Raw genomic sequence first — 26,218 nt, forward strand, 5'->3', positions numbered from 1 at the left:
ATTTTTGTTTATCGGAACAGATCAAGAGATTTGATGCGCAGTAGATCTTGGAGACGTCCATTTTTTTTGTCAAACGGATAATTGCGTACAATTGCAATTGGTGTGTAAAACGTCTTTCCCCTAACCAGCTCTGTGGCAGAACAGATTTCATCTGCAGCTGCAATTGCCGTAACCCTAAGAATCTTCTGGAAGTTGTCTTGTTTTCCTTCATAATTAACCACAGGGGACATTCCAGATAGCCCTATTGCAACATCGGTTTGACCTTCTCGAAACGGCCTCCCAAATGTATCAGATATTAACACCGCAACATTTTTCCCAGTCTTTGCCTTGATGCGTCTTCTAAGCCTTCGAGCAGAGTTGTCGGCATTTTTTGGAAGAAGTGTAGCAAATCCTTTTTCCATGTTGCTTTCATCAATTCCCGCATTTGCGCAGACAAGACCATGTCGCGTTTGTGATATTATTATACCATTTTTCATGCGAATAATTCTTTTTGTTTCATCAAGAATTAGTTGTACGATTCTCGGATCTTTTTTGTATGCGCTTGCAATTCCTGTTGCAAGAAGTGTTGGCTTGACTTTGGTCAAGTCAGTTTTTTGCCCCTCTTGTTTTGAGATTATCTTTTGCGTAAATACTAGAATGTCACCTTCCTTCAATTCCCTACCGGCTTTTGTTTTAAGCAAAATCTCAACTAGGTCATCCCCAAGTTCTACGTCACAGGATATCTTGACCGGTATTATTTGCAGTGACATATACCAAGTCAGTTTTTACTGCTTAAAATGATATCTTGTTTAGGCAAATGCTTGTAGTGATATTTTCAGACCATAGTGTTTGTTTATCAGTCCTATAATCTTTGAGAGATCTTTTTCTTCTAGTGTGACAGTTGCTAGCTCCTTTACCATATCCTGGGCTCGAAATGCAATACCAAGACCGCAGATGTTAAACAGTTTAACATCATTTGCACCATCTACTACTACCACAACATTCTCTTTTTTTTCTTTCCATTCATTTATTTTTATAATTGCGGATTTTGACTTGTCAGAGTCAACATCAATTGTTACACCGTCAAGCTTTCCGTCCTTGAATAGCAGATTGTTTGAAAAAACATAGTCAAGATCTAATTCCTCTTTCAATCTATCAGTCATAAGTGTAAAGCCTCCCGATACTGCCATGATTTTCCAGCCTGCTGCCTTCAATGCCCGGCATGCCTCTTTTGCACCAGTCATTATTTTAAGTGAGTCAGATACTTCCTTGCAGGTCTCATAGTCAATGCCACGAAGAAGATCAATTCTTTTCTTCAATCCTTCTTCCCAGTTTATCTTACCTTCAATTCCTTGTCTTGTGATTGCCCAGATTTCATCTTGCTTGTTAATTTTTTCGGCAAGTATTGGAAGAAATTCTGCGTCAAGTAATACGCCTTCAACATCAAAGATTGCTAACATCAGTTTCTTCTTTCAACCATAAATCAGATTATATTAATCTTAAGCGATTATCAGATCTTTTTACCACTAGTAATATATTCAAGGTTATCAAGCTGACAAATATGGCAGAGCTTCCACACAAATACGAAGTACCAGTAAAAGTCGTTGCAAAAGCTATCAAATTGTCAGATGAAACAAAAGAAGAACTCAAGGCATCAGGCATGATGGATGATAAAGGAAAACTCAAGCTAAAAGGAGTCAGCCCAAAAATGCTCAAGCGCATGAAAGAAGAGGCAGTAGATTGCCCTGTTTTAAAAAATGAACTTCCATTCATACAATGTTTTGTATGCTCCAATTTCCAGAGCAGAGTATCAGGAAAGGTGCTCTGTAAAGGCGATCCGCTCTAAAAACCAGAAAAGCTCATTAGTGTAACTAAAAGAAAGACTGGAATTGAGCAAAGAGATAGGAATCACAGTAAAGAAAGATGAAAATTTTAGTGAATGGTACACACAGGTAGTACTGAAAGCACATCTTGCAGATTATGCCCCAGTAAAAGGCCTCATTGTCCTTAGACCCTACGGATATTCAATATGGGAATCGTTGAAATCTTCACTTGATCAAAAGTTAAAAGCAACAGGCCATGAAAACGGTTTTCTCCCAGTCCTAATACCAGAGTCATTACTAAGTAAAGAGTCGGATCACTTTGCTGGATTTACACCAGAGGTATTCTGGGTTACACATTCTGGGGAGACAGAGATTGGGGACAAACTTGCACTGAGACCTACTTCGGAGGCCCTTGCATATTCAATGTATGCAAAATGGATAAAGAGTTGGAGAGACCTGCCACTCAAGATTAATTTCTGGAATACCGCATTGAGGGCAGAGATAAAGGCAACTAAACCATTTTTGAGAACATCAGAATTTCTCTGGCAAGAAGGTCACACTGTACATGCTACAAAAGAAGAGGCAGAGCAAGAAGTTATGTCAATACTTGAAATGTACAAAAAAACAGTTGAAGAAGAACTTGCAATTCCTGTGATCACTGGCAAAAAAAGTGAAAAAGAGAAATTTGTTGGTGCAGTATACACCACAACAATGGAGTCAATCATGCCAGACGGTAAAGCACTCCAGATGGGTACATCCCACTTTTTGGGACAAAACTTCTCCAAACCATTCGATGTAAAGTTCCTGGACAAGCAAAATGTAGAGACGTTTGCATGGCAGACATCATGGGGAATTTCATGGCGTCTAATAGGAGCACTAATTATGATCCATGGTGATGACAAGGGACTAGTTCTGCCACCTCGCGTTGCACCAATACAGGTAGTCATAGTACCAATTTATTATTCACCACAAGACATGGAGATTGTTCTCAGTAAGGTTTCTGAAATAAAACAAGCCCTGACAAAGCACAATCTTCGCGTACACATGGATGTAAGAGATGAAGTTACTCCAGGATACAAATTCCACGATTGGGAGATGAAGGGCGTACCGTTACGAGTTGAGATAGGCCCAAAGGACATCGCAAAAGGTAAGATGGTTCTTGTTCGCAGAGACAATCTCAAGAAAATGGATCTGGCATTCAAAGATACAGAGAACGGAATTCTCTGCGTGTTAGATGAGATTCAGCAGAATCTCTTTGAAAATGCCAAGAATCTTTTAAGAGAAAAAACAAGAGAAGTGACAGACTTTGATGAATTCAAGTCAGAGATGGAAACGGGTACATTTCTTTATTCACCATGGTGTGGACAGACAAAATGCGAAGAGATCATAAAAGAGTCAACAGGTGCAGACATTAGAGTAATTCCATTTGATGCAAAGATACAAGACTCCAAGTGTATCATATGCAAGAATCAGACCACCATACATGCAATTTTTGCAAGAAGTTATTAGCGATGAGACTAGAGCATCATGACAGTCAGACATTATATTATACCAAGAAGGTAATGTAACCAATGTCAGGATCAAACCCTTATCGTGACAGAATATACATAATCAAGGATATCATTCTGACACTAGTTCAATATGGAGAACTCAATCAGACAGCCCTTGTAAGCTTTTGCGGTCTGAATTTAAAAAAACATAAATCGATACTTGAAGAACTCGAATCAAACAATCTTATTCGAAGTGAGGAAAGGCATCTTGGAAAACGCATCATAACTATGTACAAGCCATCTCCACAAGGAATAGAATTTTGCAAGACAATCTTGGATCCTTATGAAACATTATTTCCAAGAAAGAAGAAAGACCAGTCAAAAAATGAGATCTAGTCGGGGTCCAAGCCATACTGTGACGCAATCTTTTTGTCAATCTCATCTTTTTGTTGGAGATATTCATTATATTTTCTATTCCAGGATTTTAATGTCTTATATTGTCTGATTCCAGTTATCATCCAGCCTACAGATATTGCAATTATTAATCCAAGCAGTATGCTCAGTGCTACTCCAAAGTCATATTCATTATCAAGAACAATGACAAAATTTTTGTGAGTTAACAGGAATACAGAAAGTCCTATTGCAAAAGGTGCCAATATAAAACCAGAGAGTGATACTCCAAGAAGAATTCGTCTCAATTCAAGAATTTTACTTATGAAACTATCCATTAAATCAAGTATATCAAAGCGAGAGCGTTGTATCTCATCATCAGTCATATCGATTTGGCCTTTCCTGCTTATTGTTGCAATGGTTTCTAAATATTTTGGCTGTCAATTTCATGGATCCACGGTTATTGTGCCGTTCATTTCAGGATGTATTTTAGAATAATATTTAAAACTGCCAACCTTGTCTGCAACAAAGTTTATGGTCTGAGCCTCAAAATACTTTAGATGTCTTGTATGAACATTAAATGCATCAATGTTCAAATCTTGGGCTGAGCCAGTATCCTTGTCTTCATTTATCACATGCAATGCAACCAGTGTTCCTTCTGGAATATGAATTGCAGGATCAAAATTCGTGCCAGAAAATGCTTTCTTTCCAGTTTTAGTAGATTGTTCATCATACGAGTATCCTTGGGCATTGTGAATTGCAAGTATGTAGATATTGGTAGCTGTTGCAAATACTGGATGATCTACATTTACAGGAATTGAAGAGTTCCAGATATAATAAGCACCACCAGCTACAGCTAGCGCAATAACTGCAACAGTCATTATCAAACCCTTAGAAATAGGATTAGACTTGGCCTTGTTCTTTTGTTTTTTTCCCACTATAAAACCAGTGAATCGTGTGTATATTTATGTAATGATTACCAAAGTTTAGCAAAATATATTACTGAAAAATTAGTGGTTAACTCGACAATTAGATGGAACATTTGATAGTAAAACATAATATTTTGATATGCAGAATTTGTGCAGAGGTTTCAACATGAAAAGACTTGAGATCATACTTGTTGGCGTAATCATTGTTTTGGCTGCTACAGTTGTATTGCAATTTAGTAATGGAAAAATGTTGAACGATGTTTCACAGGGTGCAATCCAAGGACCTCCAGGACCTCAAGGTCCACCCGGTCCACAGGGACCTCCAGGACCTGGATCAAGTCTTGCCGCACAGGGTGCCATCCTTACACAGATTTACAAGAACACTGAGAATTCAGTAGTACAAATAACGAGCAAAGTCTCAACAGTAGACAACAGTTTCATACTAAATGGCCAGCCACTTAAAGGTCAGTCTACAAGACTTGGGTCAGGTTTCATATATGATACAGATGGAAGAATAATTACAAACAATCATGTCGTAGAAGGATCAAAGACTGTGAATGTTTCATTTATTGACGGAAATACATATACTGCCAAAGTAGTAGGAACGGATCCTGGAAATGATATTGCAGTAATACAAATAATAGACAACTTTTCGGATGAGCATATTGTTCCCCTGACCCTTGGAAACTCATCAAATCTGAATGTCGGACAGCAAGTCATTGCAATAGGCAATCCGTTTGGACTAAGTGATACAATGACAACAGGAATAATTAGTCAGATTGGAAGACTGCTTCCAGATGGCAGTTCCATAGGATTTTCAATACCAGATGTCATACAAGTCGATGCCGCAATAAATCCAGGAAATTCAGGCGGGCCATTGCTAGACCTCAATGGCCAAGTAGTAGGCATGAATACTGCAATCAGTACTAACACTGGAGATTTTGCAGGAGTTGGATTTGCGGTACCTGCAGATGCAATAAACAGAATAGCCCCAGTTTTGATTAAAAATGGCACATATAATCACCCATATCTTGGCATATCAGGAAGAAGCCTTGACTCTGATGTAGCACTCGCAAACGGACTAGCAAGAAATTTCAAGGGGGTGATAATCGAAAGTGTTGTCAAGGGAGGACCTGCAGACAAGGCAGGGATAACCCCAGCTACGCCAGATCAGAATAACATTCTTCACGGTGGAGACATCATAACAGCGATAGATGGACATCCAGTCAAGACAATCTATGATGTCATTGCGTATCTAGATGAAAAGAAAAATGTAGGCGACAAGGTAGTTTTGACAGTATATAGACAAGGCAAGTCAGTAGATTTGACTGCTACACTTGGTGCAAGACCCAATCCATCATCCTAGTTTTCTTCAAAGACATTTTTTGTAGCCTGAAAGTTCCACATCTTGTCGATTGCTTTTTTTATTCCAATCCTTGGACCTATCAAAATCTCAGACTTTTTCATTTCAAATCCATCGGTGATGTACAAGCTGGATTTTTTCGTCAGGTCTTCGCAGTATTCTTTTTTTGTTATCATCAATGCCTGGGTGAGCTTGGCAGGACCATTTGTTAGGTTAGACATGTCACAAACATTACGCCGTATCAACATAAAATCAATTCCTTGTCGTGGTACAATGGATCTGATTAATACAGCACCTGCATCATAATCTTGACTTTTAGCCACTGCATTTACACAATAATGCATTCCATATGTAAAATAGACATATGCCCTTCCTACAGGCCCAAACATTGCCTGATTTCTCCTAGTCATTCCACCATAGGCATGACTTGCAGGATCATCTTTGTATCTATAAGCTTCAGTTTCTACGATTACTCCAGACATGATATTTCCATTAATTTTTCTAACCAGTATCTTTCCAATCAAGGCTTGTGCAACATCCACAGTATCTTGGTCATAAAATGAACGGGGGAGTACCTTCATTGTGAGATTTCTACGTCAAAACCCTTTCTTAATTTATCCAAAGATTTTGCAAGTAAGACAAAGTCATCCTTGAGGACTTGTCTTAGACCGGGATTATATATCACAGCGGCGGGATGGACCGTGACAAAATAAAGTTGGCCGTTGTTTTTTACAATCTTGCCACGATTTTTTATTATTGCATGACCATCAAGTAATGAATTGTAGGCCGTGTTTCCAAGTATACAAATTATTTTTGGTTTTATGATCTCAAGTTCTTCTGACAAATAGGGTTTGCACGCAGTTCGTTCTTCTGCCAGAGGCTGCCTATTATCGGGCGGCCTGCATTTTACTACATTTGTTATGTAGACATGATCTCTTTCAAATCCTGCATATTCAAGTGCCTCAGAAAGAATTTGCCCCGCAGCGCCTACAAACGGCTTTCCTTTGAGATCCTCGTTTCTTCCAGGAGCTTCGCCGACAAAAATGACGTCAGAGTTTTTATCACCATCACCTGGCACAGCATTTACCCTTGATTTTGAAAGACTGCAATTAACGCAAGAGATTACTCTATTTCGGATATTATCGAGTTTATCAGACATTTTATGTTACCACGCTTTTTACAATCGACTTGCCACGTATATGTGGACCTCCATTTCCCATCCTCATGATTTGCATAGGATCACCTTTTCCACAGTTTGTGATTGGTCTTACCTGAAAATCTTTTCCTCTTGCATCAATTGACCCGAAAAATTCTGGCGCGTTGCCCATTACAATGACATCTCGCAGTAGATCACCCAATTCTCCGTTTTCAATTTTTTGTGCATATTGACATGAGATACTCCAGTTGTAGCGCATCATATCTATTGATGGAATTTTCATATTACAGATAAGAAATCCATTTTTCACATCCCTTATCATTTCTGCAGGATCCCAATTTCCAGGTGAGATGCACGTGCATGCCATTCTCACAAGAGGCATGAATGAGTACCCAGTTGATCGCATTGAAGAGTTTGGCGTGGCGTCAAACATTGACGCAGTCTCTCTGCTGTGCATGTGATTACATAGTATTCCATCTTTTATCAACAATTTTTTTGTTGCAGGTACGCCTTCATCGTCATACTTGTACCACCCAAGACTAGACGGTATTGTCGGATCATCAATTACATTTAGCTCAGATGAACCAATTTTTGTTCCGAGTTTTCCTGCCCACCATGCACCTCCTGCCCATGCCATTTCTTTTCCAAGTACTCTGTCTGCCTCTGATGGATGTCCAAGAATTTCATGTGAAAGCAATGCGACAAAATCAGGATTCATCACCACAGTAGACTTTTCTTCCTTTACAGTCTTTGCGTCAAGCAGTGCATCAGCTTTTTCAGATAGTGACTGGGATACAGCAAGTATGTCATTTTTACCTGTAAGCATCTCGAGTCCACCCCTTCCACCCTCAGTGGTACTTACAGATTCTGTCAATCCAGAACAGTGTGCAGTTGCAGACATGTTTGCTATCATGTCATCAAAGTTTTGAGTTATTTTTGATCCTTCACTGTTTACAAAATACTTGTGAAACTTGTCATGATGTATTGATACAGACGATTTTATTATTCTCTTTTTGTCACGAATCGTCTTGTCAGACTCTAAACCAAGTTTCATCAGCTCGTCGACATTTGGATCTACTAGTACATTGAATCGCACATCGTCAACAAAAGAGCGAACTTCGGCAAGCCTCACTTTATATTTTTTATATTCTGAATAATATTTGGTCGCCTTGACAGTGTCAACAATGTTCTGTTTTATACCATCAAATGATTTTGGCTCAGAGATAGAGTAAAATCCCCATGACCCGTTCACTAGAACCCGAATTCCAAGACCGGAATCATACGATGAAACAAAATTTTCAACCTCGCCGTTTTCAATGACAAACCCTTCAGTCTTGACAGACTCAGCCCTCACATCACAATACTGGGAACCAGCATCAAGCGCAATCCGAATCGCCTTTTCGGCATAATCTTCAATCGACATAAATTCATCAGTATAACTTATCCTATATTGGCGTTCTAGTTGTCTCTATCTTTGGAATTGTAAATGAAAATGTTGTACCTTTGGATGATGTACTTTGCATCCAGATGGTCCCGCCATGAGCCTCCACAATTCCCTTGCAGATGGACAAACCAAGTCCACTTCCGCCCTTTTCCCTAGTGCTTGTTGTATCAGTCTGATAGAATTTTTTGAAGATCTTGTCATTTGCATCAGGCGGGATGCCTTTTCCATTATCCTTGACTGAAACCACTACTTCACTTTCTTTTTCATCAAGTTGTATCTCCACCACACCTGTCTTTGGAGAAGTTGCCTTTAGACTATTTTTTATCAAGTTGGTAAGTACTTGTTTTATCCTGTCATCATCATAATATGCATAGATATCTTTCCTTGGAGCATATGTGAGCGATATATCATCAATAGTTGCTTGTGGTTGCATTCCAAGTATTGCTTTTTCTACACTTTCCTTGAGATTGTTTTTTTCTTTTTTGATTCTAAGCTGCCCAAGATCTAGCTTCTGTGCATCAAGTAAATCAGAGATTAGTTCCAACAGAGTAGTTGCACTTGAGCTTATGATTTTTAGTCTCTCTTTCTGAGTTGCATTCAGAGGCCCAAGGTGTTCCCCAAGCAATATATCAGAATATCCTTGGATTGGCACAAGTGGAGTTTTTAGTTCATGTGTAACCATCGCAAGGAATTCATCTTTTGCAATTTCTATTTTCTTTGCCTCTTCTTCTTTTTTCTGAATTGTGAGAGACATCGAGTTGAATGTTTCTGCAAGTTCACCTATTTCATCTTTGGATGAATAGGCAATTTTATCCCCGTAAGCTCCTTCCTTGATATGCCCTATTGCCTTGATCAATGTGGCAAGAGGTGCCAATGATTTTCTAATTGACAATATAACAATAACAAATATCACAATATCTGCAATGATAAACAGTTGTACTATCAGTATTTTGTCATGTAATTGAGAATCAATCATTCCGTTCCATTCATCTACAAAATCAGATGTTGTGCTAAGCAGCACATTTCTTTGAGAGTTCAATTGTGATAATGCAGTTCCAAAGTTTTTTGACAGTAATGTATTTGATTCGATGTAAATCAGCTTTACATTGACAGATTCCCAGAGAGGATCAAGTTGTCGTATAGAACCAGAATTTTCTCTAGGAATTGCTTGTAAGGTTTCAGGCATTATGCCATAGGTTGCATATATAGGATCATCTAGTGGCAAACCTTCCAATTTTTTGAGATCAGCATCAAATAGTACGCGGTCTTTTTTGAGCGAGGCAGTAACATTTCCTCCCTCGCCAATGGAATACAATAATGTTTTTTCTCCAATATCTTTTGCAGTGTTTACCATTTCAAGTGCAATTATTTTCTGCCTGTTGTAATTCCTGTCCAATGGTGCAAGATCATTTTCAACACCATTTGTTAAAGAAGTCAGATCACCGTTTTTACGGAGCACGTATGCCAAGTCATCTTTTACTTTTGGATCAAATATGCTTTCTTGTTTTATTTTCTCAGCATCTTCTTTGTATAACCCCCACGCATCACCAACTTTTTGATATGCGGGAATCAATCCTTGTGGAACCGCTACCACATTGAGACCATCAATGTTTCCGCCCGTCCCAAGTTGTGCATAAGTGGTATCAAAATTAGTCAGTTGTTGTTCCAACATTACCCTGTCTCCCTCATTGCCACTTGCAATCGAATTTGCAGTACTTCCAATTCTTTCAACTATCACCTTCAGATCGCTTGCATAGCTTATAGAATGCAATATGTCTTGATTTTGCTGTGATGTAAATATCAGGAGAAAAAAATTGACTGCAGAAACGCCAATTATTACAGCTAGTAAAAGATATGTTTTTTGAGTAAGCTTCACAAGAGGGAAAAGACAGAGACGCGTATAAAAGTTAGTATAAAAGATACGTAGTAAGTAGTTAAAATGTCTGACGAGTTTCTCAGAATGGCAAGACAAGAGATACAGTCAGAGTTAGAGAATTTGAACAAGATCTTTCTTTCTTGCGTAAATGATGAACAACTCAGTAATAGATCTGTAGAAATTGCAAGACATATGCACAAGATTAAGGGTCTAGCACCCATGATGGGTCAAGAAAAAATGGGAGAGATTGCAAAAATAAGTGACATGGTCGTAAAACATATTTCAAGTCACGGCATACTGAAAGGTGCTCAGGGCATAATCCTAGATGCTGTAAAGAGAATGTCCAGCCTTTGTAACGGACAAACAGATATCCAGGTAGATGATTTTAAAAAACATGTAATGAGTACATGGCCAGACATTTTTGAATTTTAAATGATGCTTGTAATTATATATCTCAGCCTTGATGAGACATAACATGGTCAATGTCATGGTAGTAGATGATTCTGATGCCATTAGGATGGTCTTAAAGGACATACTAGTCATAGGCCAACACAAATTAGTTGCAGAGCTTGCAAGTGGCATAGATGTTTTGGAAGAATATGCAAAGACAAAACCGGACATTGTCCTGCTCGACATGGCAATGCCAAAAAAAGATGGTCTCACAGCCCTCAAAGAAATTATTGCATACGATCCAAAAGCAAAGGTCATCATGATTTCAGCCAGTGATAATCAAGAGACTGTCAGAGAATGTATCAAAACAGGGGCCAGCACATATGTGCTAAAGCCGTTTAATTTTCAAGAAGTGTTGAAAATAATTAATAGGGTAGTAAAATCACAGTCCAGATAACTTGTATCCAGCACTTGTGACCCATTTTACCTTTTCCAGCGGAAACCTATTGTTACATTTTATACACAAAAAATCCTGCGACGGATCGGAAAACTTGTCTCCACAGTCATTACACATGTAATAGTTATCCATTGTTTTGTAATCAACTCCCAGAATTTTTATTTCCTTATGACATTTCGGATATTTATTTTCTTTGTAGGAATTCTCAACTGAAACATTTCCACACTTAAAATGTTCAATTAATTTACCTTATACAAAGTTTGTTCCATTACAGACAGGACATGAAAAATTGGGAAAAATTCACAATGAATTACATGGAATACAAGAAACTTACTTCATGTCGGAAACTTTTATTATCTTTTTTTCAGTTTCAAGTTGTGATAGATATTTCTTAAGTCACTATTAATTTCAGAATATTCGGCTAGTCTTGCAAAACTTATACGAGTGGATGATTTTATATGAAACATTACCCTTTCAAGATCATCTGAAGGTTTTTCTTCCAGGATATCTTTTTCCAGTGTTTCGAATACATTTTTTAGAGTATCACATCTTATTGGTTTTTCAATATACAAATAAGCCCCTCCTCTTAACACATTTTTTATTTGCTCATCTGACTCGAGTCAGCAGTTTCAAGAATTATCTTTGCGTCAGGATGAATAGCAAATATGCCGGTCATTATTTCATTGCAGTCATGTCAAGAAGATGAAAATCCAAAAGAACAATCTGTCGCCTGCCAGCATTTTCAAGATCAGAGAACAACGGTGTATGCCAGATTTTCCAGTATCACATGTCTTGATGTTTTCACATCCTATTTTTTTAGAAAATCCCATAACAGAATGGTTGTTGTCATGCTATCCTCAATTATAAGAACGTCATTTTTGTCGCTCATAAGACGTAGTTTTGTATCAGATTATGTCATTTGTAAATACAGTTATGATTAAAAGGTGCAGAAACTGAGTACATTTGTGGAAAAATTCGTAGTAGACACTAGCATCATAATTGATGGAGAGATTACCAAGTTAATCGAAGCCGGTACCATGACAAATTGTGAGATAATAATACCGGTTGCTGTTTTAGACGAGTTACAATCACAGGCATCTCAGCACAAAGACCATGGTTTTGTAGGATTAGAGCAGATCAAAAAAATTCGTGAGTTGTCAGAGAAAAATAACATTGTCATCAAATTTGAGGGCGAGCGTCCCAGTATGGACGATATCAGACTTGCAAGGCATGGTAGAATTGATGCAATTATAAAAGATATTGCAAAAAAAAATGGTGCCACATTTTATACCGCAGATTATGTACAGGCCCTAGTAGCACAGGCAGAGGGAGTAAAGACAAGCTATTCCAAACCTCAGATCAAGATTTCAGACCTAGAATTTGAGAGATATTTTGATGATAAGACAATGAGTATTCATCTCAAGGATGGGACATTTCCGCTTGCAAAGCGTGGCAAACCTGGATCATTTTCCCTAGCACCCGTAGGAGACACATTACTAACAAAAGAATACTTGGAAGGAATCACTAGTGAAATTTTGGAAGCATCAAGGGCAACACAGCTTGGAATAATTGAAATATCAAAGTCAGGTGCTCTTGTAATACAATACAAAGACTTTAGGGTAGTTGTAACGCATTCACCATTTTCAAATAGTTATGAAATTACAATAACACATCCAATAGTAAAGATGTCATTAGATCAGTATACTGTTTCTGAAAAACTTATGCAACGCCTTTCTGAAAAAGCCGAGGGAATACTGATATCAGGATCACCTGGCTCTGGCAAAAGTACGCTTGCATCAAGCCTTGCAAACTATTACTCGACAAAGGGCAAGATTGTAAAGACATTCGAGTCCCCAAGAGACTTGCAAGTAAATAATCAGGTAACCCAATACACACATCTTGAAGGCAGTTTTGAAAATGCTGCAGACATTCTTCTTCTTGTAAGACCAGATTACACAATATTTGACGAGGTCAGGAGATATCAAGACTTTAGAGTATTTTCAGACCTGAGACTGGCAGGGGTAGGCATGATAGGGGTAGTACATGCTCATGCACCACTTGACGCGATTCAAAGATTCATAGGCAAGGTGGAACTTGGAATGATTCCTCACATATTAGATACAGTGGTTTTTGTCAAGGCAGGCCAGATCTCAAAAGTGTACGAGTTGGAGTTCAAGGTAAAGGTACCAACGGGAATGACAGAGCAAGACCTGGCAAGACCAGTAATCGAGATTAGAAACTTTGATGACCACAACTTGGAATATGAAATTTATACGTATGGTGATGAAAATATCGTAATTCCAGTATCTAAAGAAAATAAGAGCGGCGGTATTGAAAAACTGGCAGAGGCAAAGATCAAGGATGCAATACGAAGGTTTGATTCTAATGCAGAGATTGAGATTTTATCAAACAATAGCATACGTGTACGGGTGGACAAGGAATCCATGCCAACAATTATTGGCAGGGGCGGAGCAACAATAAATGATCTTGAAAAGACATTAGGGGTTCACATAGATGTAGAACAAAAAGAGAAAGGATCCTCAAGAGGTGGAGAATGGTTTGAAATGTCAGAGTCGGGAAATAATTTTGTTTTAGAAATTGATATTTCAAAATCCGGCATGGATGCAGATGTTTATGTAAATGACAAAAACATCACATCTGTAAGGGTCGGAAAAAACGGTAGAATAATAATTCCAAAAAAATCCACTGCCGGTAGGAGATTGATCAGTGCAGTAATGTCAAAAGAAAATATTCAGATAACTGTTCATGACTAGCTATTGGAAATTTTCTAAAATTTTTGGATTTGATTTGAGGAATGTGACAAACTTGCGTAGCTGTTTTATTGTTTGTGGGTTTAGGTGATGCTCTATTCCTTCAACATCCTGATTTGCAACATCATGGCTAATTCCAAGCATCCTGAAGAACTCTAGCAACGTACCATGTTTTTGACGTACAGCATCTGCCAACGCAGAACCCTTCTGAGTCAGGTTGATTCCCCTATATTTTTCATATTCTAGATACCCTCCTTCTGCAAGCTTTTGGAGCATCTTTGTGACAGATGGGGCACTTACTGTGAGGTATCTTGAGATGTCAAGAGTGTTTGCATACCCTTTGAGTTCCACAAGTTCAGATATCACCTCCAGGTAGTCCTCCATTCTAGAATAATCAGTTTTTGTCGATTTGTGTGCCTCTTTTATGGATTCTAGCCTCTCAGCGCGTTTTTCCTTCATGTTTTTGTTGGTTATACACGAAATCATATAACCTAATCTCTTGATCATAATTGTTCACTCAGTTGTAATTGATCTTTTGCATGGAGTTTTAACTATATTTTCAAAAAGAAGGGACGCATGGATGAGGGAGTCAGACAGGGTATTGATAAAATAAAAAAAGTAAGCGATTCCCTTCACAGAAGGGCTAGAATTTACTCGGAGCTTGGGAAGATAGACGACAAGGGTACTGCACGTGCTCTTGGTTCACTGCAAAGAGCACCATCACCAGGAAAAAAGATCACAAAGATTGGATTCATTTTTCTTTTCTCACCAGACCCATTTACTACGCCCATTGGCATCCCAATGATAGTTGCCGGAAAATATCTAGAAAAAGTGTACAATGGTGCCACCATCAAAGACATTGGTCATGAGGCAAAGAGTTTTTTCAGTGACTATTCCAATATAAAAAACAAGATGCGGTAATACTCTTCGTTATTTTTTGCATTAGTTTTTAACTAGATATCGACCCCTAGTGTTTTGTGGCAACAAGGGCACAGGTTCTAATTCCGATTGCAATTGCAGCAGTAATAGTTGGAATAGTTGGAGTCATTACAATCCCTGCAGATTCCAAGCTTGAAGAGGTCAAGTTTCCAAGAGGTACAATCAAGCTTGATGACAAGATTTTAGATGTGCAGATTGCAGAAACAAATGCACAGAAGATAAGAGGCCTGATGTTTCAAAACAAACTACCAGATGATCAGGGGATGATCTTTGTATTCAGTCAGGCCCAGGTTGTACCAATATGGATGTTAAACATGCAATTTCCGCTTGACATAATTTGGTTTGATTCAAACGGAAATGTAATCCACATTGCAAAAAATGTTGCACCATGCAAGTCTGCACTTGAGACTGCCACATGTACTGTTCAGAATGCAGATGGTAAAATGGCAAAGTACGTTTTAGAGGTGACAGGTGGATTTACCGACAAGTTTCACATTACCGAGAATTCCAAGATGCAGATAATTTCAATTTAGGATCTCCCAAGTGTGTGTTGCAAGTCTGCAAGTGCAGATTTTATTTCATCAACAGACGCCTCATCTTCCAACGTACTAACATCATTAATTTTTTCATCTTGAGTAATTGCTTTGAGTAATCTTCTCATTATTTTACCGCTTCTAGTCTTTGGAAGTTTTTTGACAAAAAACAGTTGGTCAGGCGATGCAATAGGGCCTATTGTCTTTCGTATGTGTGTTACAAGATCTTTTTTTAGCTGTTGTGTTGGAGTAATACCATCTTTTAGAACTACAAACGCAATGATTGATTCTCCCTTGACCTCATGCGGCACTCCACACACTGCTGCTTCTGCAACTGTCTTGTGCGATACAAAACCGCTTTCAATCTCTGCAGTACCAAGCCTGTGACCTGCCACTTTGAGTACATCATCTGCACGTCCAAGCATCCAGACATATCCATCCTTGTCTTGCATTGCATAATCGCCTGCATAGTACATGTGTTTGTATTTTGACCAATAAACTGTCTTGTACTTTTCATCATTGCCCCACAATGTGAGAAGCATTCCAGGCCATGGGTTTTCTACTACGAGATATCCCTTGGAATCTTTAGGTACTTGTTTACCATCATCATCAACAACAGATATGCAAATTCCCGGTACAGGTCTTGCTGCAGAGCCTGGCTTGAGTCGAATCGTTTCAATTCCAGGAAGTGGTGAGATCATTGCAGCTCCTGTTTCGGTCTGCCACCATGTATCAACAATGGGGCATTTTTCCTTGCCAATTGTTTTAAAATACCATTTCCAGACTTGAGGATTAATTGGCTCACCTACCGTTCCAAGCAGCCTCAAGCTTGTCAAATTGTTAGAGTTTGGAAATTTGTCTCCAGACTTCATAAACATTCTGAGTGCAGTTGGAGTGGTATACAAGATTGTAACTCTATATCGTGAAATAATTTCCCAGATTCTTGCGGGTGTGTCATAATCAAGTGCTCCCTCATACATCACCTGTGTTGCACCATGCATAAGAGGACCATAAACTACATAGCTGTGACCTGTAACCCATCCAATGTCAGCTGTGCAAAAATAAACATCGGAATCACGAATGTCAAAAATCCACTTGAATGTTGCAAAGACATGAGTGAGATATCCACCAGTACCATGTAGAACACCTTTTGGTTTTCCCGTTGTTCCTGAAGTATATAGAATGTAAAGCGGGTGACTGCTGTCAAGCATCTCTGCATTGCATAATGGTTCCATAGAATCAACAAATTCGTTCCATTTCTTGTCCTTTGCATTGTATGTGATTTGGTTTCCAGTATGTTCTAGAACAATTACGCTTTGTATAAAATCAAGGCCTTCAATGGCATCATCTACAACATTTTTTAACTGTATTATGGTACCACGTCTCCTTCCGCCATCGGCAGTGATTATCACACTTGATTTAGAATCAATGACCCTGTCCCGAATCGACTGCGCACTGAATCCTGAAAATATCACGGTATGAATAGCACCTATTCGGGCACATGCTAAAAGTGAAATTATCAGTTCAGGTACCATTGGGAGGTATATTGTTACCCTATCACCTTTTTTGACTCCAAGTTTTTTCAAGGCATTTGCAAGTTTTGCCACTTTGAAAAGCAGGTCTTGGTATGTGAGTGTCCTATTTGATCCGTCTTCACCTTCCCAGAGTATTGCCTTTTTGTGTGGATTTTTCTTTACTGCTACATCCAGTGCATTGTATGATGCATTGGTTTTACCCCCAACAAACCATCTTGCAAATGGAGGATTCCACTCCAGCGCTCTATGCCATCGTTCAGACCAGAAAAGATTCTCAGCTTGTGATTCCCAGAATTTGACATTATCTTGATTTGCCAACGCCCTTATTGTGGAATCATTATTTCCAAGACCAATATCATAGGAATCCAATACAGACTTTTAGTGTACATGTCAAAAAAAAGGTTCGCTCAAACGGATTGGGAGCGAATCCTTCGGTCCCAGCAGACTATATTAAGACGAGGATATTCGCTTAAGCCAGTCTGAATCTTCGGAGACTTCATCACCATCGGCTCCAATTGCTACAGGCTTTGCTGTTGGCACAGTGGGAATACTGGGACCAACCCCAATGTCAGTAGATATAGGAGTCTTTGGCTGTGAAGGAGAAGGACTTTCTACCTTTCCAAGATATGAAATGGCTGCTGAATGAACGTCCTGCTTTGGACTTTCTACACGCTCCCCACTCTCAACTGAAAGATCGTTGATGCGACGTTGGATGTTTGTTATCTCTGCTTTTTCATGTTCGATGTGTTCTATGATTTCAACCGTGTGAGTCTTGACCAAATCAAACTTGGCGTCAGATATCTCATTGCTCTTGTTTTGCAACTTGGCGTCAAATCGTAGCATCCGAATTGACTTGAGTTGCCCATCAAGTTCTCCGAGTCTTTTCTCAAGTTTTTCTCTGATCTGTCTCTCGGTCTCATCAAGAGTTAACAATTTCATCTTATATTTTTCATGGATCAATTCAGCATCCTCTTTCATGTCATCGTTTTCAGATACGATATCCATCAGGGCACGTATACGACGCATGGTAAGCCCCTTTTCTCGCAACAGTCTCTGGGCATCTAATCTCCATCTAGGGATAAAGATTACATATTGTCCCTGAATGACCAGTTGTTCGAATGCTATCTGCTTGAGTCCTTCAGAACCACAATCAACACCAACGGTTTGTACACTTCCATCAATGTCAGTTATAGTTCCTATTACTTTGCCAATATAGGTACCATACATGTCCTTTACTTGCTTGCCGATAAATTCGATCTCTTCCTTGCTCATAGGTAGGTGTTTTAAATTTCATATAATCAGCAAAGTGTTAACAAGCTTTTCAGTTTTGGTAAGATCATTTTAGCTAATGATGATGTAAAAATGCAAAAAATACGTAATTTTATAATCACATGATTAGTAATGGTCCAATAATGATTACAAAGGAGGAATTAGACCAGATACTGCACTTTGTCTCCAAGCGCTGGGTAGATATGAGCAGGGATGAAAAGAACAAGGCGTTTGAAAACATGCCAACAGATTTTTGGATGAACTCCATGGGCGGCACTGCCGGTCCAGGAAAGTGGGTGACGACTTTGATGTACACAGAAGATCCACAAGAAGCCGAGTCCTTCAAGGAAGTTTTGCTACGATGGCAGGCAAAACACAACATGCCAAAGTTGGGACCATCAGATCTGATCCAAATTGGAAAGAAGTAGTTATTATCTACAGTTGGTTTGAACGAGTGTTGTCATCAGAGTTTTCAAATTTTGAAAAAGAAATTCTTTTGAAACATTTTTCAAATGTTGATGATTCAGTATTTGCAATAATCAGTCCAAGACAAGTGGATAGAGGAGCTTTGATGTCAAGATATAGTAGAACCGATAAGAGCATGCGCAAAATTTTCTTGGACGAGTTTGCACAAAACGAAAACCGTGGTGAAGAATTTTACAATAAAGTTTTACTGGAATATGGGGATGATTCTGTTGCAGAGCTTGGAGAAGCACAAATTGCAATAGAAGGACTGTCAAACATCGCAGTAAAAAAAATTGAAGATCGCAGGATTGGATTATCGTATCTTGAAAAATCTTCAAGATATGTTGCATGGGATAAAAAAGTAAATGGAGAATACAAGTTTTACAGAGAACCTGCAATAATGAGCTCAAAGTATGCTGACATGTATATTGAATCATGCAATCTGGATTTTGAGGTGTATTCCAAAAATATTCAGTCTACAATTGATTTTATGAAGGAGCAAGAGCCGATAGAGAAACAAAAATTCAGAAACTCTAGCGGGATTGATGTATCATATTCCAAACTTACAAGTGATGACGAGACAAAGTCTGCAACCAGAATCTACAATGCAACAATTCGGGCAAAGGCACTAGACATTCTCAGGGGAATACTGCCTGCATCAACCATGACCAATGTTGGAATCACAGGCAACGGCAGAGCGTTTGAATATTTGCTTACAATACTTTACTCATCAAATCTCAAGGAAGAAAATATTCTGGCAGGCAAGATCCAGAGAGAGCTGAACACCACAATTAGATCATTTGTAAGGCGAGCAGACGACACACATGGAAAAACATTGCAGAAATATCTAAACGACATCAAGATAAAATCTTCGGCACTTGGAAAGAAATATCTCAAGACAAAGAAGGGCTCAAATCATCTTGCAGACTTGGTCGACTATGAACAAGAAAAAAAGGCAGAAGAAAAAATAATTTCTGCCATATTATATGAGCAGTCAGACGGTGCATCATATAGAGACATAAGTTCTCAAGTAAAAAAAATAAAATCGTCAGAGAGGAAAAAAATAATCAAGACATTTGCAGATCTAAGGCAAAATAGGAGGCAGCGACCACCGCGTGCATTTGAAATGACAGAATATACATTTGATTTTCTTACAAACTTTGGAATGTTCCGAGATTTTCATAGACACCGGGTGCTCACATTAGAGCGACAGTTTCTTTCAGCAAATCGAGGATATTTTATGCCAGATGAAATAAAACATCTGGGGATAGAAAAAGATTTTGATGATTGCATGTACAAGGCAAAAGAGGTTTGTGATATCATGAGAACAAAAATGCCAGAGCAGTCACAGTATGTTGTAAACTTTGCGTATAATTATCCATACTTTATGAAACTAAATCTGCGTGAAGCCACACACCTAATTGAGTTACGAACTGTCCCACAGGGACACCAAGACTATAGAAAAGCTGCACAGGAAATGTTTAATGCAATAAAAAAAACACATCCAAATCTGTCCAACATAATCAAATTTGTAGACATGAAATCATATAGCCTTGAAAGACTAGAGGCAGAAAAAAGAATCGAAGAAAAACGGAAAAGATTTTCCTAGATATGCACAGTAACTAGATATGCACCATAACATGACAAATCATCATTGCATTATTAGTCAGCCTTTTTGGATTTGCCAAACACCTGTTCCAATGTCCTGGGTTTTCCATCTTTGAATATATCTGAGCTGCAATGTCTCATCGAAAAAGATGCCATCTGCATTATGATTGATTTTAGTTCTTTTCCTTTTTCCGTAACGGTGTATTCGATCTTGATTGGAGTTTGAGCATATACTTGTCTTTTTATAAGACCATTTTTTTCCATCTCACGTAATCTCACAGAGAGTGTTTTTGGATTTATGCCCTCTACCGATTCTAGAAATTGATTAAATCTTGTTTGATTCAAAATCAACATGTTACGCAGTAGATGAATGGTGAATTTTTTCCCAACAAGTCTGAATGTGTTGTCTACAGGACAGCACTTCATCTGATCTGACATGTCTTTGAGTTCTCGAGGCATCAACTTACTAAAATCTCACTTACTTTCTATTTCATCACTTTCCAATTTATATACTTACTATTCTATAGTTACTATAAGAAAGTAATATGGAATGCAAATCAGAAACCGGTGATACAGAAGATGCAACATGCTCATGTACGTCAGAAATGGAATGCGGCGACTGTGGTTGTGGAACAGCTGATCCTGTAAAACAATCAACAGAATTACTGCATAAAGCGTTTCATGATGCATTGTATCAAGCACATGTAGAACGACTAAAAAAGAGAATCGACTCCTCATTTGGTCCTTCACTTGACAAGGCTACAGATGCAATGATTGAAACAGCTTCCAAAGTTTGGCAGTCAATGCTGGTACAATCAGAGGCCAAAAAAGAGCTTGAATCAAAGTTGCAAAAAATATTTTCGGAAACAAGTAGGAGATAGACTTTCCCAAAAAAAGCAGAAATCTCCTACTTTATTTTTTTAAAATTGACAATCCAGAACAAGTATTGTAAAAATAGCATTTGTGGGTTTCAGACAGTTATTGTACGAATCTTGGAATCTTTTTTACTATATGCGATATTGAAATTCTTCCAGGTCCCAATACAATCACGGTGAGAAGAATCACAAATACGAGCAGTTCAAGCTCAAGTCCGTTTTTTCCAGAAAATGATTGTAATTTTTTGAGATATACCATGATTACAAACATCTCTATTGCAAGAAGACTGCCTGCAATTCTAGTCAGTACCCCTACGATAAGTAAAATACCTCCAATCAACTCCAACAATCCAATCAATAATGCCATTTCTGGAGGAAGACCAATACTTGAGAAAAATCCTGTAGCACCATTATCAAATTTGCCAATACTGTGAACTATGAACATAACGCCTACTACAATTCTTAATCCAAAATGGCTGAGATCATGTAACCTGTGTGTTCTAAGAGATGCATCTGCCATATACTAGCTACCTCGCATGTCAATACATATTATTTGTTTATGTCATTTGTCAAGACATTTGCTTGAAAATTCTATTGTCTTTTCTAGAACATAGATTCATACTGCTTGTTTTGAAAAATTGGAATCGTGATGGAGGTATTCATTGTTTTTAATAATTTGTTACTACATCTTACTTGTATACATTACTAGCCATAAAGATTTTTTCTTGTAAGACATGTGCACGTCAACCAAGAATGTCGATACAATGCAATACTTAATTTGATATCCCAGACCAAAAGATGATGAAGTCAAACCGTGATGCGGATTGGTGATCTCTTTTTTCATTACAGGCTAAACTTGTTGCCGAAAATTCTTCAATTTAGATATCAATTTGAGATTTCGTCCAGTGAGTGCGCCTACACCTAACATCATTATCAAATCTACAACCAGTGTTATTTCAACAGCAAATGAACTCAGATTTTTTTGAGTACCATATGTAGTGATGAGATAGTCAGGACCTAGGAAGACATATCCCAAGACAAATCTTGATACCAACCCCACTAGCCAAATAACATATGGAATATTTCCGCCCTTTGCATGAATCTTACCATCATCTGCCTTCCAGACCATCACAGTTTTATCAACATGCCTGTATGAGAAATATGTCGAACCTATCAAGACGCCAGCATAGGCAAAGACATACCAAATGGATACGCCTACTTGAAATGAGCTAGATACGGTTAGTATGCTGATAACAAAATAAGATATCATTGAAAAGATTATCCTGTTTTTGTTGACAGGTCCTCCTGAGTATATCTTTCGAAATCTGAAGACAAATACTATAACGATAATTATAACAAATATCAGAATCTGCGATGTTGGCATTATCAAATCACTGAAATTAGACCATTCATCTCACAAGTTTTTTATTTTAATGGTGTAATCAATTCTTTCTATCAACGTATAATTGATCTAGTCAAGAGGCAACAACATGTGGATCTCAGATCCCTTGCCCGGTCCTTCAGACTCTGCCCATATTTTTCCACCATGTGCCTCAATTATTCCCTTGCATACAACAAGACCTAGTCCAGATCCGCCATGCTCCCTTGTTACAGATGTATCTATTTGATAAAACTTGACAAAGATTTGATCTAGTTTATTTTTAGATATTCCAATTCCATTATCTTTGACAATTATTTTTGCATTTTTTCCATCTGCATATAACTTTATAATAATTACCCCGTTTTCTTTTGGACAGAAATCAATTGCATTATTCAGCAGGTTGTTTATGACTTGTTCAAGTCTCAGCGAATCACAGAAACAAAAAAGATCAGGTTGTAATTGTGTTAACATATCGATGCCATATTTTTTCATGGTGGGCCTCATATTTTCAATTATGCCATGCATGACATCGACAAGATTGTGTCGCTCTTTTGATATTCTTAACTGACCAATCTCAATCTTTTGCACATCCAAAAGATCAGTCATTAGTTTTGACAAAGTGTGTGCATTTAGTTTTATAATTTCAAGTCTTTGTCTTTGTGCCTCAGTTATCTTGCCAAATGCATCTGTTAGTAAAATGTCAACATATCCTTGTATTGGTACAAGAGGAGTCTTCAATTCGTGGGTTATCATAGTCAAAAACTCTTCCTTTGATTTGTCAGTTATGCGCAGTTGTTCATATTGCGCCCGTATATGTGCCTCGTTTTCCTCTATTTTTTTTCTTGCATTGTAAAGTTCTGTTATATCCTTGATTATCGTATTGCTTCTCATTTGGTTATCACCTTCATAGAACGTGGTTGCGCTCAATAAGGTTGGAAAGATGGTACCATCTTTCCTTTTCATCCATATCTCTTTGTTTATGATGCCTTGTCCAGATTTCCACTCGCCAAAGATTTGCCTCATATTGTCCATGTTTTTCTCTGCAGTATGATCAAAGATAGACATCCCGATGACTTCTTGTTTTTCGTATCCCAGATTGATAGCATATGCATCATTGCAGTCAGTGATATTACCATCACTGTCTATGGTACGCATCAAGTCAGGTGATGTATCATAGAGGCTTCGAAATCTTGTTTCAGATTCCGCAAGTAAAAAGTTTATTTTTTTTAGATCATCGTATTGTTCATTAATCTTTTTCTGATCCTGCTCTATTCTAGTTCTTGCTGCATAAATATCAGATATGTCTCTAAATGCTACTGTTCTTCCAATGAGATGACCATTTTCATCATATAGGTTGTTTCCGGAGAACAGGGTAGGAAATGAACTCCCATTTTTTCTTTTGAGCCAGATTTCTCTGTTAGATATCATTCCAGACAGCCTCCATTCTGTTATTCCTTTTTTTAGATCACCGTAGCTTCTATCAGCAGTATGCTTGAGTATGGAACTTCCCATAATCTCATTTTTTTCATATCCTAGATTTTGTGCATATGATTTGTTACAGTTGATAATCACCCCATTAAGATCAATGGTACGCAAAAGATCAGGAGAATGTTCATAAAGATTTTGATATTTATTTTCTACCATCATTATGGCGTCATATGCTTTCTTGAGCTCATTGTATTTTTTTTCCAATTCCTTTTCTGCATGTTTTGTTTTTTCCACATAGTCATGTATCAGTGATACATCCTGTATAGTAATGAGATAGATGTTTGAAGTTTCAATGTCATCCCATATTTTTGCCCCATTGCACAAACCAAAAAACGTGGTATTGTTCTTTTTGACCAGTTGGATTTCAATTAGTGGACCTATTCCTTTTTCTCGCATCTCGTTGAACCCATCCAACACCATTTTTTTGTATTCAGGCATAACAAAATCAAAACATAATTTTCCGACAACTTCACTTTTTGAATACCCAAAGTGTTCCAACATGCGCTTGTTGGCATCAAGGATTATTCCATTTTCATCCAGTGTGCACACAAGATCTGGAGTCATTTCATAGAATGTCCTATATTTGAGGTCTGAGATATGTGGCGGAATCATCTTTTTCTGTATAGATATTGATACGCTTTTGGTTAATAAAATATTGGTAAGCTGCACAACATACACCCTAATAGTTGCAGATTCCACATGAGTACGGTACATTTATTCCTTTTAGATTTTGCTTGAATCAGAGTCTACAAACATGATCCGATCTTCCATACAAGAAATTATATTCTTAAAAATATCGATTCTTCCAGTTTCGGGCATAGTTGTTTTATTTTTCATTTTTTCGGTATTTCTTGCCAGTATTTTTATCAAAATATATGAATTTACAATTATGATTAGGGCAGTGAAATATGCCAGAGCCCACATCAAACTCTACTAATATGTCATCACAATCTGGACAATGCGGTATCAATAGATATAGTCCGGGACTTGTATTTAAAAAACTAGCTAATTTTCTATCCAAATATTAAAAACAGGTCATCGTTGATACCATATTAATTTCAAAATGAACAAACATGTTCTTTTCAATGTATGTGCCATATGCAATATTGCAGATTCTCTATCGGCGGTAAATGTTCCCAGGGTTAAAACCCTCTAGAACAACCGCTTGAATCTGTTATTTTTTTGCATCATGTCAGGTAGAATTTTTTCCAAGAAAGACTCTTTATTTGTCCATTTAACATATGTGGTATAGTGGATATTTTCCAATGTCATGAAATACTTGGTCTCAAACAAGGTGCGTCAATACCAGAGATAAAGCAGGCATACCGAGAGATGGTATTACGATATCATCCCGACAAGAATTCCACGGAGGGCAGTGAGATAATATTTAGTCGTATTTCAGAAGCGTATCAAACTTTACGAATGCAAAATAAAAAACATGACAAAATTATACAAAAATTTGATGACATTTACCCAGAGGATGCAGTATTATCATACAATCAGGCCCAGACACTGGCTGCAAAACACCAATACGAGGAGGCCATTGTGTTCTATGATAAAGCATTGAAACAATTGCCTCGGTACGCAAATGCATGGCTCAAAAAAGGTGATGCATTAGATCATTTGAAAAGACATGAGGATGCGCTTTATTGCTATGGTAAAGTTTTGCAGATCAATCCTGAATCAGTAGACGCATGGAATCTTCAAGGGATATGCCTGTCAGATCTCAAAAGATATGAAGAAGCACTAGAATCTTTTGATGAGGCAACGGTACTTGACCCTACACATGGACCTGCGTGGAACTTTAAGGGCGTCTGCTTTTTCATGTTAGGAAGATATGAGATGGCATTTGATTGTTTTGAGAGGGCGACAAAATCCCATCCAGAGTTTATAGTTGCGTGGCATAACAAGGGAGGCGTATTGATGAAGATGGGACGAAAAAAAGAGGCCGAAAAATGTTACGAAAAAGAAAAAAAGATAAAACAATAGACGGTAAACTGGATTTCACTGATGTACGCATATAGAAATACGAATAGACATTTGAAGATCGTGTAAAT

The 26,218-nt window shown here is 38.0% G+C and carries 30 protein-coding genes; 13 read left to right on the top strand and 17 right to left on the bottom strand.

Annotated elements, in window-relative coordinates; translation table 11 throughout:
- Positions 1 to 8: 8 nt before the first annotated feature.
- Positions 9 to 749 (bottom strand): coenzyme F420-0:L-glutamate ligase, encoded by a 741-nt coding sequence (gene cofE / locus BQ3481_RS04110; RefSeq protein WP_320410705.1) that lies wholly within the window; start codon positions 747 to 749, stop codon positions 9 to 11.
- 39 nt (positions 750 to 788) lie between these two features.
- Complete coding sequence (serB, locus tag BQ3481_RS04115) at positions 789 to 1,439, bottom strand: phosphoserine phosphatase SerB (RefSeq protein ID WP_157927108.1); 651 nt, start codon at positions 1,437 to 1,439, stop codon at positions 789 to 791.
- Between the two features lie 101 nt (positions 1,440 to 1,540).
- On the opposite strand from serB, the gene BQ3481_RS04120 reads away from it, so the two are divergent.
- The 3 genes from BQ3481_RS04120 (at position 1,541) to BQ3481_RS04130 (ending at position 3,688) form a co-directional block, all read left to right on the top strand.
- Positions 1,541 to 1,825 carry a hypothetical protein gene (locus BQ3481_RS04120; protein ID WP_157927109.1) on the top strand — a complete coding sequence of 95 codons (285 nt, stop codon included), beginning with the start codon at positions 1,541 to 1,543 and terminating at the stop codon, positions 1,823 to 1,825.
- Between the two features lie 43 nt (positions 1,826 to 1,868).
- Positions 1,869 to 3,311 carry a proline--tRNA ligase gene (proS, locus tag BQ3481_RS04125; RefSeq protein WP_157927110.1) on the top strand — a complete coding sequence of 481 codons (1,443 nt, stop codon included), beginning with the start codon at positions 1,869 to 1,871 and terminating at the stop codon, positions 3,309 to 3,311.
- A gap of 62 nt (positions 3,312 to 3,373) precedes the next feature.
- Positions 3,374 to 3,688: a winged helix-turn-helix domain-containing protein gene (locus BQ3481_RS04130; protein WP_157927111.1), complete on the top strand. Its 315-nt coding sequence runs from the start codon at positions 3,374 to 3,376 to the stop codon at positions 3,686 to 3,688.
- On the opposite strand, the gene BQ3481_RS04135 is transcribed toward BQ3481_RS04130, so the two are convergent.
- Both BQ3481_RS04135 and BQ3481_RS04140 read right to left on the bottom strand, forming a co-directional pair.
- Positions 3,685 to 4,068 (bottom strand): hypothetical protein, encoded by a 384-nt coding sequence (locus tag BQ3481_RS04135; protein ID WP_157927112.1) that lies wholly within the window; start codon positions 4,066 to 4,068, stop codon positions 3,685 to 3,687. The genes BQ3481_RS04130 and BQ3481_RS04135 overlap by 4 nt on opposite strands.
- A gap of 60 nt (positions 4,069 to 4,128) precedes the next feature.
- On the bottom strand, positions 4,129 to 4,620 hold the full coding sequence (locus BQ3481_RS04140) for a cupredoxin domain-containing protein (protein ID WP_157927113.1): 492 nt from the start codon (positions 4,618 to 4,620) through the stop codon (positions 4,129 to 4,131).
- A 157-nt stretch (positions 4,621 to 4,777) separates the two neighbouring features.
- Here BQ3481_RS04140 and BQ3481_RS04145 point away from each other — a divergent pair, with 157 nt between their 5' ends.
- On the top strand, positions 4,778 to 5,977 hold the full coding sequence (locus BQ3481_RS04145; protein WP_231911862.1) for a S1C family serine protease: 1,200 nt from the start codon (positions 4,778 to 4,780) through the stop codon (positions 5,975 to 5,977).
- Here the strand turns inward: BQ3481_RS04145 and BQ3481_RS04150 are convergent.
- The 4 genes from BQ3481_RS04150 to BQ3481_RS04165 are packed head-to-tail and all read right to left on the bottom strand — an operon-like array spanning position 5,974 to position 10,450.
- Positions 5,974 to 6,555, bottom strand: a complete 582-nt coding sequence (locus BQ3481_RS04150; protein ID WP_157927115.1) for a DNA-3-methyladenine glycosylase — start codon at positions 6,553 to 6,555, stop codon at positions 5,974 to 5,976. The genes BQ3481_RS04145 and BQ3481_RS04150 overlap by 4 nt on opposite strands.
- Positions 6,552 to 7,133, bottom strand: a complete 582-nt coding sequence (locus BQ3481_RS04155; RefSeq protein ID WP_157927116.1) for a uracil-DNA glycosylase — start codon at positions 7,131 to 7,133, stop codon at positions 6,552 to 6,554. The genes BQ3481_RS04150 and BQ3481_RS04155 overlap by 4 nt, the downstream gene beginning before the upstream one ends.
- Position 7,134: 1 nt before the next feature.
- Positions 7,135 to 8,553, bottom strand: coding sequence for a TldD/PmbA family protein (locus BQ3481_RS04160; RefSeq protein ID WP_157927117.1), 1,419 nt, complete (start codon positions 8,551 to 8,553; stop codon positions 7,135 to 7,137).
- 22 nt (positions 8,554 to 8,575) lie between these two features.
- Positions 8,576 to 10,450 (bottom strand): HAMP domain-containing sensor histidine kinase, encoded by a 1,875-nt coding sequence (locus BQ3481_RS04165; RefSeq protein ID WP_157927118.1) that lies wholly within the window; start codon positions 10,448 to 10,450, stop codon positions 8,576 to 8,578.
- 63 nt (positions 10,451 to 10,513) lie between these two features.
- Between BQ3481_RS04165 and BQ3481_RS04170 the strand changes: the two genes are divergently transcribed.
- Both BQ3481_RS04170 and BQ3481_RS04175 read left to right on the top strand, forming a co-directional pair.
- Complete coding sequence (locus BQ3481_RS04170) at positions 10,514 to 10,882, top strand: Hpt domain-containing protein (RefSeq protein WP_157927119.1); 369 nt, start codon at positions 10,514 to 10,516, stop codon at positions 10,880 to 10,882.
- 43 nt (positions 10,883 to 10,925) lie between these two features.
- Entirely contained in the window at positions 10,926 to 11,297 is a 372-nt protein-coding gene (locus BQ3481_RS04175; protein ID WP_157927120.1) for a response regulator, read from the top strand.
- Here the strand turns inward: BQ3481_RS04175 and BQ3481_RS11955 are convergent.
- Complete coding sequence (locus BQ3481_RS11955; protein WP_157928469.1) at positions 11,283 to 11,537, bottom strand: TackOD1 domain-containing metal-binding protein; 255 nt, start codon at positions 11,535 to 11,537, stop codon at positions 11,283 to 11,285. The genes BQ3481_RS04175 and BQ3481_RS11955 overlap by 15 nt on opposite strands.
- A 704-nt stretch (positions 11,538 to 12,241) precedes the next feature.
- Here BQ3481_RS11955 and BQ3481_RS04190 point away from each other — a divergent pair.
- The gene (locus tag BQ3481_RS04190) at positions 12,242 to 14,071 is read left to right on the top strand and encodes a PINc/VapC family ATPase (protein ID WP_394336732.1); all 1,830 of its coding nucleotides are present in this window, start codon (positions 12,242 to 12,244) and stop codon (positions 14,069 to 14,071) included.
- On the opposite strand, the gene mntR is transcribed toward BQ3481_RS04190, so the two are convergent.
- Positions 14,072 to 14,527, bottom strand: coding sequence for a transcriptional regulator MntR (gene mntR / locus BQ3481_RS04195; RefSeq protein ID WP_157927122.1), 456 nt, complete (start codon positions 14,525 to 14,527; stop codon positions 14,072 to 14,074).
- A gap of 117 nt (positions 14,528 to 14,644) precedes the next feature.
- Between mntR and BQ3481_RS04200 the strand changes: the two genes are divergently transcribed.
- Both BQ3481_RS04200 and BQ3481_RS04205 read left to right on the top strand, forming a co-directional pair.
- A complete protein-coding gene (locus BQ3481_RS04200; RefSeq protein ID WP_157927123.1) occupies positions 14,645 to 14,989 on the top strand; it encodes a hypothetical protein in 345 nt (114 codons plus the stop codon).
- A gap of 56 nt (positions 14,990 to 15,045) precedes the next feature.
- Positions 15,046 to 15,540, top strand: coding sequence for a DUF192 domain-containing protein (locus tag BQ3481_RS04205; RefSeq protein WP_157927124.1), 495 nt, complete (start codon positions 15,046 to 15,048; stop codon positions 15,538 to 15,540).
- On the opposite strand, the gene acs is transcribed toward BQ3481_RS04205, so the two are convergent.
- Entirely contained in the window at positions 15,537 to 17,444 is a 1,908-nt protein-coding gene (acs, locus tag BQ3481_RS04210) for an acetate--CoA ligase (RefSeq protein WP_157927125.1), read from the bottom strand. The genes BQ3481_RS04205 and acs overlap by 4 nt on opposite strands.
- 81 nt (positions 17,445 to 17,525) lie before the next feature.
- Positions 17,526 to 18,347, bottom strand: coding sequence for a CdvA-like protein (locus tag BQ3481_RS04215; RefSeq protein ID WP_157927126.1), 822 nt, complete (start codon positions 18,345 to 18,347; stop codon positions 17,526 to 17,528).
- A gap of 140 nt (positions 18,348 to 18,487) precedes the next feature.
- Here BQ3481_RS04215 and BQ3481_RS04220 point away from each other — a divergent pair, with 140 nt between their 5' ends.
- Together BQ3481_RS04220 and BQ3481_RS04225 are read left to right on the top strand one after the other, a co-directional pair.
- Positions 18,488 to 18,772 carry a hypothetical protein gene (locus tag BQ3481_RS04220; RefSeq protein ID WP_157927127.1) on the top strand — a complete coding sequence of 95 codons (285 nt, stop codon included), beginning with the start codon at positions 18,488 to 18,490 and terminating at the stop codon, positions 18,770 to 18,772.
- Positions 18,706 to 20,418, top strand: coding sequence for an FAD-dependent thymidylate synthase (locus tag BQ3481_RS04225; protein ID WP_157927128.1), 1,713 nt, complete (start codon positions 18,706 to 18,708; stop codon positions 20,416 to 20,418). The genes BQ3481_RS04220 and BQ3481_RS04225 overlap by 67 nt, the downstream gene beginning before the upstream one ends.
- Before the next feature lie 53 nt (positions 20,419 to 20,471).
- Here the strand turns inward: BQ3481_RS04225 and BQ3481_RS04230 are convergent, their stop codons facing one another.
- Positions 20,472 to 20,876, bottom strand: a complete 405-nt coding sequence (locus BQ3481_RS04230; protein ID WP_231911863.1) for a winged helix-turn-helix transcriptional regulator — start codon at positions 20,874 to 20,876, stop codon at positions 20,472 to 20,474.
- A gap of 86 nt (positions 20,877 to 20,962) precedes the next feature.
- Between BQ3481_RS04230 and BQ3481_RS04235 the strand changes: the two genes are divergently transcribed.
- Complete coding sequence (locus BQ3481_RS04235) at positions 20,963 to 21,298, top strand: hypothetical protein (protein WP_157927129.1); 336 nt, start codon at positions 20,963 to 20,965, stop codon at positions 21,296 to 21,298.
- Between the two features lie 97 nt (positions 21,299 to 21,395).
- On the opposite strand, the gene BQ3481_RS04240 is transcribed toward BQ3481_RS04235, so the two are convergent.
- The 4 genes from BQ3481_RS04240 to BQ3481_RS11960 all read right to left on the bottom strand — a co-directional run bounded on the left by BQ3481_RS04240 (position 21,396) and on the right by BQ3481_RS11960 (position 25,433).
- Positions 21,396 to 21,812 carry a DoxX family protein gene (locus BQ3481_RS04240; RefSeq protein ID WP_157927130.1) on the bottom strand — a complete coding sequence of 139 codons (417 nt, stop codon included), beginning with the start codon at positions 21,810 to 21,812 and terminating at the stop codon, positions 21,396 to 21,398.
- A 330-nt stretch (positions 21,813 to 22,142) separates the two neighbouring features.
- A complete protein-coding gene (locus BQ3481_RS04245; protein WP_157927131.1) occupies positions 22,143 to 22,676 on the bottom strand; it encodes a DUF1453 family protein in 534 nt (177 codons plus the stop codon).
- Between the two features lie 87 nt (positions 22,677 to 22,763).
- On the bottom strand, positions 22,764 to 24,860 hold the full coding sequence (locus BQ3481_RS04250; RefSeq protein WP_162287735.1) for a PAS domain-containing sensor histidine kinase: 2,097 nt from the start codon (positions 24,858 to 24,860) through the stop codon (positions 22,764 to 22,766).
- Between the two features lie 453 nt (positions 24,861 to 25,313).
- Positions 25,314 to 25,433: a DUF1563 domain-containing protein gene (locus BQ3481_RS11960; protein ID WP_157927133.1), complete on the bottom strand. Its 120-nt coding sequence runs from the start codon at positions 25,431 to 25,433 to the stop codon at positions 25,314 to 25,316.
- Between BQ3481_RS11960 and BQ3481_RS04260 the strand changes: the two genes are divergently transcribed.
- Positions 25,413 to 26,150, top strand: a complete 738-nt coding sequence (locus BQ3481_RS04260) for a J domain-containing protein (RefSeq protein WP_157927134.1) — start codon at positions 25,413 to 25,415, stop codon at positions 26,148 to 26,150. The genes BQ3481_RS11960 and BQ3481_RS04260 overlap by 21 nt on opposite strands.
- The last annotated feature ends 68 nt before the right edge of the window (positions 26,151 to 26,218 follow it).

Origin of the sequence: Candidatus Nitrosotalea okcheonensis (assembly GCF_900177045.1) — an archaeon.
Lineage (GTDB): Archaea > Thermoproteota > Nitrososphaeria > Nitrososphaerales > Nitrosopumilaceae > Nitrosotalea > Nitrosotalea okcheonensis.

Excerpts from the sequence above, each read along its gene's own strand:
- cofE (WP_320410705.1), bottom strand. The coding sequence starts at position 749 with ATGTCACTGCAAATAATACCGGTCAAGATATCCTGTGACGTAGAACTT.
- serB (WP_157927108.1), bottom strand. The coding sequence starts at position 1,439 with ATGTTAGCAATCTTTGATGTTGAAGGCGTATTACTTGACGCAGAATTT.
- BQ3481_RS04120 (WP_157927109.1), top strand. The coding sequence starts at position 1,541 with ATGGCAGAGCTTCCACACAAATACGAAGTACCAGTAAAAGTCGTTGCA.
- BQ3481_RS04130 (WP_157927111.1), top strand. The coding sequence starts at position 3,374 with ATGTCAGGATCAAACCCTTATCGTGACAGAATATACATAATCAAGGAT.
- BQ3481_RS04135 (WP_157927112.1), bottom strand. The coding sequence starts at position 4,068 with ATGACTGATGATGAGATACAACGCTCTCGCTTTGATATACTTGATTTA.
- BQ3481_RS04145 (WP_231911862.1), top strand. The coding sequence starts at position 4,778 with ATGAAAAGACTTGAGATCATACTTGTTGGCGTAATCATTGTTTTGGCT.
- BQ3481_RS04150 (WP_157927115.1), bottom strand. The coding sequence starts at position 6,555 with ATGAAGGTACTCCCCCGTTCATTTTATGACCAAGATACTGTGGATGTT.
- BQ3481_RS04155 (WP_157927116.1), bottom strand. The coding sequence starts at position 7,133 with ATGTCTGATAAACTCGATAATATCCGAAATAGAGTAATCTCTTGCGTT.
- BQ3481_RS04160 (WP_157927117.1), bottom strand. The coding sequence starts at position 8,553 with ATGTCGATTGAAGATTATGCCGAAAAGGCGATTCGGATTGCGCTTGAT.
- BQ3481_RS04170 (WP_157927119.1), top strand. The coding sequence starts at position 10,514 with ATGTCTGACGAGTTTCTCAGAATGGCAAGACAAGAGATACAGTCAGAG.
- BQ3481_RS04175 (WP_157927120.1), top strand. The coding sequence starts at position 10,926 with ATGGTCAATGTCATGGTAGTAGATGATTCTGATGCCATTAGGATGGTC.
- mntR (WP_157927122.1), bottom strand. The coding sequence starts at position 14,527 with ATGAAGGAAAAACGCGCTGAGAGGCTAGAATCCATAAAAGAGGCACAC.
- BQ3481_RS04200 (WP_157927123.1), top strand. The coding sequence starts at position 14,645 with ATGGATGAGGGAGTCAGACAGGGTATTGATAAAATAAAAAAAGTAAGC.
- BQ3481_RS04215 (WP_157927126.1), bottom strand. The coding sequence starts at position 18,347 with ATGAGCAAGGAAGAGATCGAATTTATCGGCAAGCAAGTAAAGGACATG.
- BQ3481_RS04220 (WP_157927127.1), top strand. The coding sequence starts at position 18,488 with ATGATTACAAAGGAGGAATTAGACCAGATACTGCACTTTGTCTCCAAG.
- BQ3481_RS04225 (WP_157927128.1), top strand. The coding sequence starts at position 18,706 with ATGGCAGGCAAAACACAACATGCCAAAGTTGGGACCATCAGATCTGAT.
- BQ3481_RS04230 (WP_231911863.1), bottom strand. The coding sequence starts at position 20,876 with ATGCCTCGAGAACTCAAAGACATGTCAGATCAGATGAAGTGCTGTCCT.
- BQ3481_RS04235 (WP_157927129.1), top strand. The coding sequence starts at position 20,963 with ATGGAATGCAAATCAGAAACCGGTGATACAGAAGATGCAACATGCTCA.
- BQ3481_RS04240 (WP_157927130.1), bottom strand. The coding sequence starts at position 21,812 with ATGGCAGATGCATCTCTTAGAACACACAGGTTACATGATCTCAGCCAT.
- BQ3481_RS04245 (WP_157927131.1), bottom strand. The coding sequence starts at position 22,676 with ATGCCAACATCGCAGATTCTGATATTTGTTATAATTATCGTTATAGTA.
- BQ3481_RS11960 (WP_157927133.1), bottom strand. The coding sequence starts at position 25,433 with ATGACATTGGAAAATATCCACTATACCACATATGTTAAATGGACAAAT.